The 14,562-nt window shown below is 59.0% G+C and carries 14 protein-coding genes and 5 tRNA genes; 11 read left to right on the forward strand and 8 right to left on the reverse strand.

Features of this window, described 5'->3' with window-relative positions; genetic code table 11:
• Nucleotides 1-106: 106 nt before the first annotated feature.
• The 8 genes from VHX65_01140 to VHX65_01175 all read right to left on the reverse strand — a co-directional run bounded on the left by VHX65_01140 (nt 107) and on the right by VHX65_01175 (nt 6,793).
• The gene (locus VHX65_01140) at nt 107-667 is read right to left on the reverse strand and encodes a ParB N-terminal domain-containing protein (GenBank protein HEX3997138.1); all 561 of its coding nucleotides are present in this window, start codon (nt 665-667) and stop codon (nt 107-109) included.
• A 36-nt stretch (nt 668-703) separates the two neighbouring features.
• Nucleotides 704-928: a hypothetical protein gene (locus VHX65_01145; GenBank protein ID HEX3997139.1), complete on the reverse strand. Its 225-nt coding sequence runs from the start codon at nt 926-928 to the stop codon at nt 704-706.
• A gap of 96 nt (nt 929-1,024) precedes the next feature.
• Nucleotides 1,025-1,402: a hypothetical protein gene (locus VHX65_01150; protein ID HEX3997140.1), complete on the reverse strand. Its 378-nt coding sequence runs from the start codon at nt 1,400-1,402 to the stop codon at nt 1,025-1,027.
• A gap of 56 nt (nt 1,403-1,458) precedes the next feature.
• Complete coding sequence (locus VHX65_01155; protein HEX3997141.1) at nt 1,459-2,028, reverse strand: hypothetical protein; 570 nt, start codon at nt 2,026-2,028, stop codon at nt 1,459-1,461.
• Nucleotides 2,029-2,283: 255 nt separating this feature from the next.
• A complete protein-coding gene (locus VHX65_01160; GenBank protein HEX3997142.1) occupies nt 2,284-3,054 on the reverse strand; it encodes a C1 family peptidase in 771 nt (256 codons plus the stop codon).
• 124 nt (nt 3,055-3,178) lie between these two features.
• The gene (locus tag VHX65_01165; protein HEX3997143.1) at nt 3,179-4,648 is read right to left on the reverse strand and encodes a hypothetical protein; all 1,470 of its coding nucleotides are present in this window, start codon (nt 4,646-4,648) and stop codon (nt 3,179-3,181) included.
• 125 nt (nt 4,649-4,773) lie between these two features.
• Nucleotides 4,774-5,196 carry a hypothetical protein gene (locus VHX65_01170; protein HEX3997144.1) on the reverse strand — a complete coding sequence of 141 codons (423 nt, stop codon included), beginning with the start codon at nt 5,194-5,196 and terminating at the stop codon, nt 4,774-4,776.
• Nucleotides 5,197-5,410: 214 nt separating this feature from the next.
• Complete coding sequence (locus VHX65_01175) at nt 5,411-6,793, reverse strand: hypothetical protein (protein ID HEX3997145.1); 1,383 nt, start codon at nt 6,791-6,793, stop codon at nt 5,411-5,413.
• 500 nt (nt 6,794-7,293) lie between these two features.
• Here VHX65_01175 and VHX65_01180 point away from each other — a divergent pair, with 500 nt between their 5' ends.
• The 11 genes from VHX65_01180 (at nt 7,294) to rplA (ending at nt 14,485) form a co-directional block, all read left to right on the forward strand.
• Nucleotides 7,294-8,961: a sigma-70 family RNA polymerase sigma factor gene (locus VHX65_01180; GenBank protein ID HEX3997146.1), complete on the forward strand. Its 1,668-nt coding sequence runs from the start codon at nt 7,294-7,296 to the stop codon at nt 8,959-8,961.
• Nucleotides 8,962-9,320: 359 nt separating this feature from the next.
• Nucleotides 9,321-9,393: transfer RNA gene (locus VHX65_01185), tRNA-Thr, on the forward strand.
• Nucleotides 9,394-9,455: 62 nt separating this feature from the next.
• Nucleotides 9,456-9,537: transfer RNA gene (locus tag VHX65_01190), tRNA-Tyr, on the forward strand.
• A 170-nt stretch (nt 9,538-9,707) separates the two neighbouring features.
• Nucleotides 9,708-9,778: transfer RNA gene (locus VHX65_01195), tRNA-Gly, on the forward strand.
• A 226-nt stretch (nt 9,779-10,004) separates the two neighbouring features.
• Nucleotides 10,005-10,077: transfer RNA gene (locus tag VHX65_01200), tRNA-Thr, on the forward strand.
• 181 nt (nt 10,078-10,258) lie between these two features.
• Entirely contained in the window at nt 10,259-11,458 is a 1,200-nt protein-coding gene (gene tuf, locus VHX65_01205; protein HEX3997147.1) for an elongation factor Tu, read from the forward strand.
• Between the two features lie 29 nt (nt 11,459-11,487).
• Nucleotides 11,488-11,560: transfer RNA gene (locus VHX65_01210), tRNA-Trp, on the forward strand.
• A 247-nt stretch (nt 11,561-11,807) separates the two neighbouring features.
• Nucleotides 11,808-12,233: a preprotein translocase subunit SecE gene (gene secE / locus VHX65_01215; GenBank protein ID HEX3997148.1), complete on the forward strand. Its 426-nt coding sequence runs from the start codon at nt 11,808-11,810 to the stop codon at nt 12,231-12,233.
• Nucleotides 12,234-12,296: 63 nt separating this feature from the next.
• Entirely contained in the window at nt 12,297-13,058 is a 762-nt protein-coding gene (nusG, locus tag VHX65_01220) for a transcription termination/antitermination protein NusG (GenBank protein ID HEX3997149.1), read from the forward strand.
• A gap of 113 nt (nt 13,059-13,171) precedes the next feature.
• Complete coding sequence (rplK, locus tag VHX65_01225; protein HEX3997150.1) at nt 13,172-13,597, forward strand: 50S ribosomal protein L11; 426 nt, start codon at nt 13,172-13,174, stop codon at nt 13,595-13,597.
• 204 nt (nt 13,598-13,801) lie between these two features.
• Nucleotides 13,802-14,485 carry a 50S ribosomal protein L1 gene (rplA, locus tag VHX65_01230; GenBank protein HEX3997151.1) on the forward strand — a complete coding sequence of 228 codons (684 nt, stop codon included), beginning with the start codon at nt 13,802-13,804 and terminating at the stop codon, nt 14,483-14,485.
• Nucleotides 14,486-14,562: the final 77 nt, after the last annotated feature.

Consider the following 14,562-nt stretch of genomic DNA (forward strand, 5'->3'; position numbering starts at 1 on the left):
GGTTAGTGTTGCGAAGATGTTGGATCGTGGATCGGTGGAAGGCGGCGAATCGTCGGGCGAATCGCTTTGACGATCCCAAAATTCAGCGTTGACGCAACACTAGGATCTATAACGTCAACACGCGGCATTTGAGGCCGTCGGCCATCAGGCGTTCATACAACGCTTGCTGCTCTGCTTCATTCGCGCATTCGACGACGACTTGGAACAGTGCGCCAATTTTGGCTTCCTTCGGCGGCTCGCTAGGCTCTTCGCCGGGCACGAGTTCCTCGGCATTGCTCAAGCCGGCCCACATTGCCTGCAAGGCTGGATTGTCGCAATCCACCTCGGCGAGCAGCGATTCGAGCGCGTCGGCGGCAATTCCAGCCATGCCGGCCAGCGGATCGTGGGTTGCCAGAATCAGCTTGGCCTCTGCTTCATCCACGTCGAGCACCAAAATGGGAACGTCCATATCCGGGGTGGTTTCGGCGCGGAGATGGCCATCGATCAATTCGAGCGAACCGTCGGGCAGCTCGCGGGCCAACAGTGCTCCGGCATAACCGACTTGTGCCAAGACACTTTGCAGCGCGTCGCGCTGCGCGTCGTTGTGCGTTCGCCAATTGAGCGCGTTTGGGCGCAACTGGGCCGCCGGCACCCGCCGCAGTTCCTTGATTCGATCGCGAATTTTCATGCCGATCTCCATGCGTTCGCCTGTAAGGCCGTGCCGCTATTTTCGCAACGACACCATTTCGTTGCGCAGCTCGATGATGTCTTCGCGCAGTTCCGTCAGGCCTTCCTCGCGATTCTTGAGCTGGGTTTCGACCACCGCCAGCCGTTCGCGCATATCGATCCCGACACCGATCAGCGCCGTGCTTTGTACCAGCATGAACAAGATGATTTTGATCCAGTCGCCCGCGGAGAGGCTGACGCGGTTGCCGTTGGAATTCGTCATGTCTTGAAAACCTCGGTGAATCCGCCCATCCCAGGGTTGCGATTGCCGCAACCCCGGAATGGCGTGATCGTGGATCGCCCGCTTTCCGTTGAACACTTAGCGAAACAGCAGCGAGCGAACGGGGGTGCGAAATCGCCTCGACGATCGAACGCGGACTCGCTCGACCAGCGGCGTCGAAACCACGACGGGCGACGCGAACACTGAAACCGCAGGCACCACGATCGACGCCACTACCGGCGGACTGACGACAATCGGGGCAGCGACAACCGGTGCCGCCGCAAATGCAACCGCTACGCTCGGAGCAACAACCACCGGCGCGGCGACCACCGGCGTTGCCACCGGCACCGCGACTGCAAACTGCGCAACCGGCGTTAGCATCGAAACGCCTGTCACCACCGGGCAAGCCGACGCGGGCGACAACCAACCGAGACACGTCGTGGCGCAGACCACCAAGCAACTGCAAAACAGCTTCATCGCATTCACTCCTGAAAAGAGACAAGAATCCAGAACCATCGACAACGCACGCGCGGTTACTGTCCGACGAGTTCTTCCAGCACCTTACCGGCTTCGTCGGGCGTGAGTTTTGGTCCGCCCTGGGGCATTTTTTCCGACAATACGGCGCGGATCGCCTTGAGTCGCGTCCGGCAATCGAGGGCGGCCGGGTTTTCGAGCGACACGTTCCCCTTTGGCGCCGCCGCCGAATGGCATTGAGCGCACTTTTGAGCCACGAGCGATTGCAGCCCGATTTTGCCGGGCGTGCTCGGATGCGGCGGCGACGGCTGCGGATCGTTGCTTGCGTTGCCGTTGGCCGCTAGTTTCGCGGCGAGCTTCGTTGCCAGCGCGTCGATGTCGATGGAGGGCGCCGGCTGCGGGGAGTAATTGCTGTAGGCCGAGTAGCTGTAGTAGTAGGGCGTAATCTCGGCGACAGGCACACCGACGGAAACCGCCAGCGGCACCGGCGCAACCGCGACCGTTTGCGCGACGACCGCCTGCGTCTTAACGCGGCAGGCCGCCGCCGCGCTGCCGCAGGCGCCTCCCTGCCAACCGATCAACGAGCAGACAAAAAGAAAATACACACCGAGCCTTGGCCGAGCGATCATCGCAGAACCTCCTTCGAAATTGGTCGTTGATTGAAAAGCGAGCCGTGCCGGCCTTTATTCGTACCCGGCCGACGCCGAAGCGGCCGACGATTTCCGGCAATAGTTGCCGTTGCTGTCGGGCCCATTGCAACGAAAACAACATATCGCTCCGCGCGGCCGTCGCATGGTGCTCCGGATAGATCAAGCGCCGGCTGCGGGCGTTCCAAAGCTGGAAAAACCCGATCGGCACATATCCGCCCGCGTCGAGCTCTTTCTTCAGGCCACCGTTCGCAGGGTCCAAAAATCGCTGCAGAGGTTTTTTGAAAGCAGATAGGCGTAGGGCATCGTGAAATAGCCTGCTTGTCCCCAATCTTCGCCCCACGAGTTGCGGACGATGAACCGCCCCTGAGCATCGGAATAACCGCAGGCCATCACGGCGTGTCCGCCGACGACTTGTTCCGTCGGCCCGGGCATATTCACGATTCCGCTCGCCGCAACCTCGTCGCTCTCGAAGCTGTCGTAGACGGTGAATCCGAATACGAACGGAAACCCGGCTGCCAAACAAGCTTTCATCTGTGTCAGGTTTTGCGGGATTCGCTGATAGGCGGTCACCTTGTGTTGCAGTCCGTCGGCGTATGCTTGTGCTGCCGGCTCGACGGTGAACTGCGAGATGTCGTACGGCCAATCCGTTTCCGGCGGGGCCCCTTCCGACGCCATCACTTTCATCCCGTCGCGAAGCTGAGCGCCGGAATCGGAGTCGATTGTTCCCTCGATTTGCCGCTCGCCGTAGTAAATGAACAAGCGCGAAGGAACAAACGGAGCCGAACTGTCTTGCCGCAGTTGATCGAATTGATCGGCGCCCGCCAGCGCGTTGGCGGTGCAAGAGCCGAGATCCCCTTGGTCGTAAACCGGCGGACAACTGGCCCGCAAATCGATGGCCGAGGGAAGATTCTGCAACACGTGCGGCGGCGCGGAATACAAAAAGTCGCGGTGATCCGGCAGATCGCGAACCCAACCATAACGCTTGTGACTTCGCAGCTTCGGCATCGACATCTCCTTTTCGACAAAAATCAGGCTCGGCCGAAAAATAACTTCCGCTGTTCGAGCTCCTCGCCCGTTCCTCTCCCGCAAGGGGAGACGGTTCTGTGGAGAAGTTATTTTCGGCCGAGCCTTAGTGACGAACTTTCCAAGACTCGGCCAACGTGGCCGCTTCAGCAAAACTCGATTCCCACTGTCCACGCAACACTTGGCGCCCCTCGACAAGCAGCAGCAAGATCGGGTCGTGCGATTGACCGAGCGCATCGCCCAACGCGTCGGCATCGATGCCGAGTTCGCGAGCTGCCTGGGTCGGCGTCACGGGCAAGTAGGCGAACTCGCGAACGGTCGCGGCCAGCGCCGCCGCCAATTCGTCTGCCTTCATTCCGTCGGTCGCGCGGGCGACGGCAAGGTCGTAGGTTTGGCGGTCGAAATCCATTTGCCGTTGCAGCCGCGGCTCATCGTAGAACTCCGCAATTCGCTGCACGAGCGTGGGATCGCTACTGCGCAAATCGACGCGGCCGGTGGCCAGCAGGCGAGTTTGGTCGTCGCGAAACGGGCGCAGCCCGCTTTCCGTGTGGCAGCGAATGCACGAAATCATCGGCACCACCACGCCGTCGGCCAGCGGATCGCTTGTGTCTTTGGCAATCTTGTCGGGCACCGAATCTTGGCGGTTGCCGGCGGCATCGTAGAGCGCCGTGCGCCACAGGCCGTTGGGCGCTACGGCGAACCATTCGCCCGCGTCGAATTTCAGATTCGCTCCGTCGACCGATAGCGGACGGCGGATCGGATCGCGATTGGCATCGACTTGCTGCACGTCGAGCGTTTGATACACGCCTCCGAGCGGGCCTTGCAGCCAGACCACACGCCGGGGCTTTTGCGTGATTCCGGAAATGAGCAGGTTTGCGCCGGCATTGGCGCGGAGCCGCTCGATCGTTTCGCTCTCGACGCCCAGCGTTTTAAGAAACTCGGTCTCGGTGGCCGGGATACCGGAAAATGCGTAATAGGCTGGAGGCACGGTGGAGCGAGCGATGAAATCGTCGGCCCGCAAGATCGCGCCGGCGCTTGTTGTGAGGGATCGCAGTTTCGCGGCTTGATCGAGACCCACCCAGCCGCCGTCGGTTGTGACTCGCAGGGCCGCGGCGGTTGCGGCTTGTGCCGCCTTGGTCGGCGTGGGCGCTTGGCGCGTGGGGTCGGTTGGCCCACTCGAGACGGCGACTTCCGTCGGCAGATGCCAATATGGATCGCTCTCGACCAGCTTTTCCCATGCGGCCGACCAGGCGGCAAATTCACGGCCGTCGGTCACGAAATTCGAAATCGAAAACCGTAGCAGCGTCGGACTCATCGTTGTGGGAACGAAGATCGCCCGGGTGCGGCTCAGCGAATTTAATGTGTACGCCACCACCTGCGTGGCCGCCGGCCGCCGCGCCGCCGGAATCGCGTACAGCGACAGATATCGCACCCCGGGCCGGACTTCGGCGGGCAATTGCTCGACATCCGCCACCGCCGCACGCAGCTCGCTTTCGGGCGTTTGAGCAAGCGCCGTGATGGCGAACATCGCCAGCACGGCGACGAGCGTCAAGGATGTTGCGAAACTGCGAGGCATTGCTGTGAATTTCCTTTTGTCCGGGGTCTGGCTCATTTGTTCGGCCCGCTGTCGGCCGGAAATATCCATCCGACCCTTCCGCCGAAAAATGTGCCTGACCCCCTGGAGCTGCAAGTTGACGCGGCTCACGAACCGCCGCGAATGCTCTGGATCAATTGCAAAATCTGGATCACGATCGGCAGCCAATCGACGAGCGACTGGGCGTCGATCGCCAACTCGGCAGTCGCGGGGGAAGCACTGGCGCCGACCGGCCTGCCCGAGGAGCTGCTCGAGCCGCCCAGTGATTCGAGATAGGCGATGATCGACAGCACGGTGTTGAAACCGCTTGTGTTGCTCAGCAGGCTTTCCAAGCGGGCAAGCCAAGCCGGGTTCAATCCTGCGGCGGCGCCGAATTGCACCAATAACTCGATTGCTTGCCGCAGGCCGTCGGCGGTCGCCAGCGGGGCGGCAAGTTGTTGTAATTTCTGGAGCAGGGCCAGCAAGCCCGGGAGGTTTGCGATTCCGGGCAACGAGGGTGGAATGGATCGCAACGTGACGCATTGGCTCATCGGATCGGTCTCCAAAGGGCTTGGCGAAGGCGCAAAAAAAGAGCCCGCCGCCGGATCGACTCCGGGGCGGGCTCTGGAGATACCTGGTTTGAATCAGGCTCCGCGGATACTCGCTCAACGAACGCAACTATACGACAAAGCTTGGCCCAATTTCAAGCAAAAGCTCTTAGTTAATCGGCGCTTTCACAGGGCGAGAACACGCGAAGACGATCGGTTAGTTCTTTGCCGCGGCCTCGGCCTTTTCAGGGTCATTCGCCGGGATAGGCGAGGTGGCCTCGAATTCGATACTTTCGGTCATCGCCACGTCGGCATCGGCGAAGCGTTCGATCAGATCGCTTTCCATCGTATAGGCCAACGCCAGCCGCCGTCCGTCGGGATCGATCGCAAGATAATACCGCCATTGGATCGGCACTTCTGAAGCAAAACCCGACGCGACGACCTTCAATACCCGCAGGCCCCCCGCCCCTTTTCCTTCGGCAACCGTCTCAAATTTATCGAACCGCTTGCCGAGCGATTTTTGCACCTCGGCTTGAAATTCTTCGATCGTCACCGTCTTGCCCTGATCGAGCCGAGGCAGCGGACTGATATTGCATTGGGCGATCAATTCGCCGCGATCGATCAAGCGGAGAACGACCAATTGTGTTTCGTTGCGGGTGACGTGCCAACGGCGGTCGTAAACCAGTTGATAGCCGCCGGTCTCGCTGCGGAGGGCCAGCGGATGCGTGGAGGGATCGCTTTCGCCGGCCTCCTTGACGATGGCGGGCGTCAGCTCCGCGGAATCGGCCTGCGGCGTGATCTGAATATCGAGTTGAGCGGTGACGTCCAAACCCGGGCCGACGTATCCGATCGCGCGTCTTTCTTTGATACGTAGCTGTATTGAAGTGAGACAGTGATGATCGAGATCAAACGTCGCCGTGCCGTTGAGGCGGATTTCTGTCGCCACCCCCGTGACGGCCGCGTTCAGCCGCCCCCCGACTTTGATCTCCGCCACGGATTTGTTTACGTTGCTGAGTTCACAGGTCACTTCGTTGCGACTGACGATATCGACGCACACCAGTTTGGCCAGCAAAGCGTCGGGCACTTTCCAAGAGCCGCCAACGTTGACCTTCTCTGCGGACATCAGTTGGTCCATCAAAAGCGTGTTGGCCGGCAGATCAATCAAGTCGAGTTCTTCGCGAGTCAGCGGGCCATGGAGCGAGGAAATGGAGACTTTGGCCGCGTCGGCATGAACTAGCACGAACCGCGAATCTTCCCGCAGTTTGGGGGAATCGCGATGTTTGTTGACTTCGATGGCTGCTCCCGCTTCATGGTAATAGCGGAGGGACCGGCGGTTGGCCGTTTTGCCATCGTCGAGGCGGATTTCGTCGTACTTGAATCGCCCCCTGACGGTTATCGGCAGAGATGCCGTTTTGGCGTCTGCGGAGGGTTGCAACTTACCATCGACCTGGATTTTTGCAGCAACGCTGTATACGCCTTTGGATTGGCACTTGCTTTGCAGATCGTAAAGATCGTCTGCCGCCGCCATTTTTGGCAGGTGGACAAAACAGGCAAATGTTAGGGGAAGGAGGAGCGAGCTGCGGCGAACGACGGTGTTCATAAGACGGACCTCCGCTCCGAGATGGGGCAGGGAAAGCGCGTTTTGCATCGAGAAAAGTTGATCTTCGATTAAGATCGACGCCCCCCGCCCCAAAGCTCAAGACAATCAAGAGTTACGTCAACGATATCGGCGGGGTGGGATGATTGGCGAGCAGTGGAGATTTGGGTCGATTGAAGGATTTCGCTTTGAATCGCTTAAAGATTTTGCAACTCGTGTACACGGTTGGCGGCTCGGCGGCAACTAATTAAGGAGTCCATCGCGAACTTTGTCTCGACATTTCAACACCTTATTTCGTAGAAATGTCGGGCAACTGGGCATTGATCAACGAGAGTTTGCGACGGTTTATGAATACCCAAATACGACAATCCAAGCTTCCGCATTTGAAAGGCAACCCAGACGGTTGGGAAAAATCGTCGCCGGATGTTGGAACGACCGATGCTGGGCGAGCGACAGCTCGCAGGGAAAGCTGGCAACGGATATAGGACGGAGAAAGAACTAAGATGCACACCGATTATTTCAACCCAGTCATCCGGCAACTTCGCGATCAGCAGGTGCGTTTCGCTCCGCGCGAAAAAAAGGTCGAGCAAGTGAATCGTGCGGAGAAGTTGTTGACGGAAATCGAGCCCCAACGGACCTACCCCTACGACTACCTGTGCTATCGGATCACCGATTTTCGGCCTGAATTGTTTGCCAACCTGAAGATCAAGGGACAAGACGCCAGCCACGATCTGCGGTTGTTCGTCGAAGATCTCTCCGAGGCGGCGGACGTGCAGGCCGAGACGGCAGGCGAGCAAGTCCTGACGGTCGAGGAATTGAGCCGGTTGTTTAATGTCTCGACGAAGACGATCTCGCGTTGGCGCCAACAGGGGTTGGTGAGCCGGCGATTCGTTTTCGACGGCCGCAAGCGAGTCGGTTTCCTTAAAAGTTCGGTCGAGCGGTTTGCCGCTCAAAATGAGGAACGCGTCCGCCGCGGGGCGCAATTCAGCCAACTTTCAGATTCGGAACGGGAGCAGATCATCGATCGGGCGCGCCGATTTTCCGCCGCCGGAGGGTGTCCAGCCGAGGTGACGCGTCGGCTCGCGCGCCGCATGGGCCGGAGCATCGAGACCATCCGCTATACGCTCAAGCAGTTTGACCAAGAGCATCCCGACATAGCGGTTTTTCCCGAGGCGAGCGGTCCGCTTTCGGAAGAAAGCAAGAAGAAGATCTACCAACAATATCGACGGGGCGGGTCGGTCGAATCGCTGGCCAAGCGATTCTGCCGCACCAAAACGAGCATCTACCGCATCATCAATGAAATGCGGGCGAAGCGAATTTTGGAGCTGCCTCTCGACCTGATTCCGAATCCGAGTTTCGCCCGGGCCGACGCCGCCAAGACAATTCTTGGCCCGACGCCGGAGGCCGATGCTCCGCAGAAGAAGGTGCGATTGCCGAGTGGGCTGCCTCCCTATTTGGCCAGCCTGTACGAGGTGCCGCTGTTGAACCGCGAACAGGAAGCGCATCTGTTCCGGAAGTTCAACTACTTGAAGTATGCCGCCGGGAAGCTCCGCGAAGGGCTCGATCCGGCCCATGCCAAGAGCACCGTCATGGATGAAATCGAGCGGCTCTACGATCAGGCCGTGGCCGTGAAGAACCAAATCGTGCGGGCGAATTTGCGCTTGGTTGTGTCGATCGCCAAGCGGCACGTCGGGCCGACCGACAACTTTTTTGAACTAGTCAGCGACGGGAATATGTCGTTGATTCGGGCGGCGGAAAAATTCGACTATGCCCGCGGCAATAAGTTCAGCACGTACGCCAGTTGGGCCATCATGAAGAACTTCGCACGGACGATTCCCGACGAACATCGTCGCCGCGATCGATTCCGCACGAGCCAATTGGAAACGTTCGCAACGACGGAAGATCAGCGGACCGACCAGTACGAGCAGGAGAGCGCGCAGTCGCAACGGCAATCGCAGGTCGAAAAAATCCTGGGGCGCCTTGACGAGCGTGAGCGAAAGATTATCATTAGTCGATTCGGGCTCGATCACTCCCACGAACCGCTGACCTTGAAAGAGGTTGGGGCCGAGAATGGAGTGACCAAAGAGCGAATCCGCCAGATCGAAGCCCGGGCTCTGAGTAAGCTTCGCGAAGCGGCGCAAGAGGAAAAGATCGATTTGCCAGGGATGTGATCGCGAAAGCGGTAGCATGCGATCCCGGAATCGTTCTTGTTTGGTTGAAGAGATTTCGAGCGTGTCTCCACCGGAGGCACGCTTTTTCAATGGTGCCCCAAGCCAGGGGATCCAAGCGACAGGAGCGACGAGACGCCGGGTTTTGCCTTCGAACTTTGACGTATGAGTCGCGCCCAGATTCCGATTGTCGTCGGAATGGGAAGCGAGCCTAGGCAGTTGGGCTTGGCGTTTTTTGCGGTCCGGCGAGGCGATGCGTTCTCGCGGTCGCTCGATTGATTTTCCAAAAACCCCTTGCAACCCATCTTGCATGGGCGCGTAGGATCATTATATTTACTTGTTTTCGTGGCACCTTCTCGCAGGCTAGCGTAGCTCAACTGGCAGAGCAGCTGATTTGTAATCAGCAGGTTGTGGGTTCAAGTCCCTCCGCTAGCTCGTCCTGTTGCTTCGAGCGACTTAGCCCGCGAGGACCGCAATCAGCCGGCGAGAATAACGGAGGGGGGTTTCCCGAGCGGTCAAAGGGGCCAGACTGTAAATCTGGTGGCTCTGCCTTCGCAGGTTCGAATCCTGCACCCCCCAGCTATTGATTGGTTTTGGTCGGTGGGGTGCTCCGGTGAGAAATCGCATTGAAGGGTGGTGGCCGGATTGTTGACTACCCGGCGTTGGTTCCACGGCATCGACATGCGGTACGCCCGACATTGCATGCTCGCTCGCGAATGTGGAAAAGTCGGCGGCGACTCCCCTTTGCTGCGGGTGTAGCTCAATGGTAGAGCAATAGCCTTCCAAGCTAAAGACGAGGGTTCGATTCCCTTCACCCGCTTTGCCTTTCCGGGCCGGGGAAGGTTTTGAGAGGCCGGTAACTGTGCCGTGGGCAGCATGTCCTGGGCAGTATGTCGTGGGCAGTATGCCATGGGATGGGGAGAGGTTCGGCGTCAACCTGGGGCATGAGCGTGTGCCGAAGAGAGCGTCGTTCAAGAGGCGGTGACTGGGCGTTGGGCTTTATGGTACGTTGAATCTTGGCCGGCCGGCCGCAATGGAGCGCAATTGCTGCTGTAGCTCAGTTGGCAGAGCGCGTCCTTGGTAAGGACGAGGTCATGGGTTCAACTCCCATCAGCAGCTTTTTTTAAAGCAATTGCGGTCGGGAAAAGATTATTGTTGTCGAGATTGTTGTTGTCGAGGATTTTTGCACGGATTTGATTGACGGGTTGTTTCGTTAGCGACAGGCAGGCTCGTGGGCGGTGTTGCCCAAGGAGTTGTTCAACCTTCGCTTTCGCTCGTTCGACCACTGTAGGGAGCTAGAATGGCCAAAGACGTATTCGCACGGACAAAACCCCACGTCAACGTGGGAACCATCGGACACATTGACCACGGCAAGACCACGACGACCGGGGCAATCCTGGCCGTTCAGGCGGCAAAGGGATTGGCAAAATCCAAGAGCTATGCCGACATCGCCAAGGGCGGCACCGTCCGCGACGAAACCAAGACGGTGACGATCGCCGTTAGCCACGTCGAGTACGAAACCGACAAGCGGCACTACGCCCACATCGACTGTCCGGGCCACGCCGACTTCATCAAGAACATGATCACCGGCGCCGCCCAAATGGACGGCGGTATCCTGGTGGTATCGGCCGCCGACGGCCCGATGCCGCAGACGCGCGAGCATATCCTCTTGGCCCGCCAAGTCGGTGTTCCGGCGCTCGTCGTGTTCCTGAATAAGGTCGATCTGGTCGACGATCCCGAATTGCTCGAATTGGTGGAGTTGGAACTGCGCGAACTGCTCACGCACTACGGCTTCCCCGGCGATGAAATCCCGATCGTGCGCGGTTCGGCGAAAGCCGCTTACGACAATCCGGCCGATCCGGCTGCATCGAAGTGTATTTCGGAACTGCTCGATGCCGTCGACAGCTATATTCCCGAGCCGCCGCGTGAAGTCGACAAGCCGTTCTTGATGGCCGTCGAAGACGTGTTTTCGATCGAAGGGCGCGGCACCGTGGCCACGGGCCGGATCGAACGCGGCGTCGTGAAGGTCGGCGACGAAGTCGAGTTGATCGGGCTCGCCGAAAAGCCTCGTAAAGTGATCGTGACGGGCGTCGAAATGTTTAACAAGACGCTCGATCAAGGCCAAGCCGGCGACAACGTCGGCTGCCTGATGCGTGGTATTCGCCGCGAGGAAATCGAGCGTGGCCAAGTGTTGGCGAAGGCCGGCTCGATCACGCCGCACACCAGATTCGAAGCCGAAGTGTACGTGCTTTCCAAGGAAGAAGGCGGGCGGCACACGCCGTTTTTCAGCGGATATCGACCGCAGTTCTATTTCCGCACGACCGACGTGACCGGGACGGCCAATTTGGTCGGCGAAGCGGAAATGTGCATGCCCGGCGACAATGCCCGGCTTAGCGTCGAATTGATCACGCCCATCGCCATGGACGATGGCGTGCGGTTCGCTATCCGTGAAGGAGGTCGAACGGTCGGCTCGGGCGTGGTGACCAAGATTCTCGCCTAAGAACCGATTCGATTCTCCGTAGAAAACGAAGGGGTGTAGCTCAATTGGCAGAGCGCTGGTCTCCAAAACCAGAGGTTGCGAGTTCGATTCCCGCCGCCCCTGTAGCATTGGGTCGGTGATCGCCCGTCTGAAACGCAGACGGCGGTTGCCGGGGACCGCGGTCGAGACTGCAGTTGAAACCACGGTTGAATTGCCGAACCGAGAGCTGCGAGAGCGGCTGTTCCGAGCGAAACAGCATTCGCGAAGTCGGCCAAAGGAATGTGGGCCAGGCGTTGCCTCGATGGCCGTGTGGCCTTGATCGCGGGCGATCATGGTGGATCGACAAAATGGAAACTGACGGAACCCATCGATGGGGAAAGAAAAAGAAGCAGCGTGGGGCGGTTTTTGGCGGGACATGTTCCAGGTGGGTTTGTATAAACGAACCCAAGGACGCATTGCCCGGCAGGTGACGTTCGTCGCGCTCGCGCTGACGATCATCATCGGCGCTTTGCGGATGAGCGACGTATTCGGGACGACAGGTTTCACGCGCTACGCGCTGCCAGGGATCGTCGTGGTCGTGGGGTTGTGGCTTTCGTTTCGCTTGGTGAACTTGCCGAAGTTTGCCGACTTTTTGATCGCCGTCGAAGCCGAGATGAGCAAAGTCTCTTGGCCGACGCGGCCGGAAATGATTCGCGGCTCGGTCGTCGTTATCGTGACGCTGGTTTTTCTAGCCGCGATGTTGACGATTTACGACGCGATTTGGCAACGGCTGTTGGCGTGGCTTGGCGTTCGCTGACCGGTGAGGCCAGCCACGTTGAGATGTGGTTTTGGTGTGAGTGAATAGGATCGAGGACTGGTTGTGAGCGACGACGCTGAAAATCCACGAGAAGCTGCCGAGGCGAGCGCTGCCGCTCCGTCGCACGTAGAAGCTGCGCCTGAAGCTAAGGCGGATGCCGTCCCCGAAACGGCCGCGGCGGAATCGCCCGCGGAAGGTTCGAAGAAGAAAAAGCGTGCGGAGCCAGTCAATTCGCCCCCGCCGGCTTCGTCCGATTCCAACGGCGTTGCCGAGGAGCCGGCCCCGGAGGAGATCCGCAAGGAGTGGTATATCCTCAAGGTGCAAAGCAACCGCGAGGAATCGATTCTCGAAGGATTGATGCGACGCGTGAAGATGGAGGGCCTCGAGCGATTTTTCGGCGAATGCATCGTGCCCACGGAAATGGTGTCGGAGTTCAAAGGGGGCAAAAAGCGGATCAGCAAGCGAAAGCTCTATCCGGGCTACCTCGTCGTCAACATGGAAATCAACGACGACACTTGGTACGTCGTCCGCGAGACGCCCGGCATCGGCGACTTCACCGGTTCCATCGGCCGGCCGAGCCCGATGCTCGCCCAGGACGTGCAAAAAATCCTTGCCAAGAGCGAAGAAAAGACCGACGAAGCACCGAAGCTCAAGATCGCCTTCAAGAAGGGGGATCGCGTCAAAATCAACGAAGGAACATTCGAGAATTTCGAAGGAGACGTCGACAGCATCGACGAGGCGAATGGCCGAGTGATCGTGATGATCAATATCTTCGGCCGTTCGACGCCCGTCGAATTGGAGTATTGGCAGATCGAATCGGTTTGAGCCAAGAGAACCCGGAACCGATTCGCGTTCTTTCGCTCAATTGAGCGACCGGACGAGTGAGAATCGGTTCCTGAAATGTTTTGCGCACCCCGCAGATATCGAACGGTTAAAGCATGGCAAAACAGTTAGTCGGACAAGCGAAGTTTCAGGTGCCCGGTGGCCAGGCGACCCCAGCCCCGCCGGTTGGCACGTCGTTGGGTAAGTTCGGAATCAATCTCGGCCAGTTCGTGATGCAATTCAACGAACGGACCCGCGAGGCGGGCGGAATGCCGATTCCGGTTGTGGTGAATGTATATAACGACCGGAGTTTCGACTTCATCACGAAGAGCCCGCCGGCTGCCGCCCTATTGAAGCAAGCTGCCCAGATTGCCAAGGGCTCCGGCGTTCCGAACAAGGAAAAAGTCGGCAAGGTTACCAAAGCCCAAATCGCCGACATTGTCAAGATGAAAATGGCCGATCTGAATGCCCGCGACGCCGATCATGCCGCCCGCATGGTCGAAGGAACGGCACGCAGCATGGGCATTACGGTTGAAGGTTAAACGCACTAGGCACACGACGGGGTCTGGCTCATTTTTCGGCATATGGCGGCAGGAATTAAGACCAACCGCACCGACGAAAAATGTGCCTGACCCCCTGAACCCGATGGCGTCTGGCTCATTTTTCGGCATATGGCGGCAGGAATTAAGACCAACCGCATCGCCGAAAAATGTGCCTGACCCCCTGAACGAACCAAGAAGCAAACCATGGTTAAGCTCACCAAACGATTCAAAGTGATGACCCAAAAGGTCCCGGCCGACGAAGCGGCAGTGCCGGTCGATCAGGCGGTTGCCATCCTCAAGCAATTCAACACGACGAAGTTCGATCAGTCGGTCGAAATCGCCATCCGCTTGGGCATCGACTCGAAGCAGGCCGATCAACTGGTCCGCGGCTCGATCGTTTTGCCGCACGGCATCGGCAAGTCGAAACGGGTCGTGGTGTTCGCCAAGGGAGACCAAGCGGCGGCGGCAAAGGAGGCCGGAGCCGATGAAATTGGAACCGACGACTTGGCCAAGAAAATCAAAGACGGCTGGACCGATTTCGATGCCTGCATCGCGGCGCCCGACATGATGGGGATGGTCGGCCCGTTAGGCAAGGTGCTGGGGCCGCGAGGCCTGATGCCGTCGCCCCGAGCCGGCACCGTTACGCCGGACGTGGGCAAAACGGTTCGCGAATATAAAGCCGGCAAGGTCGAATTCCGCAACGACGCCGGCGGAATTATCCACGCGGTGGTCGGCAAGCTGAGTTTCGACGAGAAGAAACTGTCCGAGAATATCCAAGCCTTCATCCAACACATCCTGGCTCTGAAGCCCCACGGCGTAAAAGGGCAATACGTCAAGGGGATTACGGTGAGCGCAACAATGAGCCCCGGCGTTCATATCGCGGCGTAGGGTGCCCGCCAAGCCCAGGCATGCCGCATCAAGCTTGACCGACTTCCGTAAACTATAGACTGCCGGCCGAACCCCGG

The organism is Pirellulales bacterium (genome assembly GCA_036267355.1).
Classification (GTDB): Bacteria; Planctomycetota; Planctomycetia; order Pirellulales; family DATAWG01; genus DATAWG01.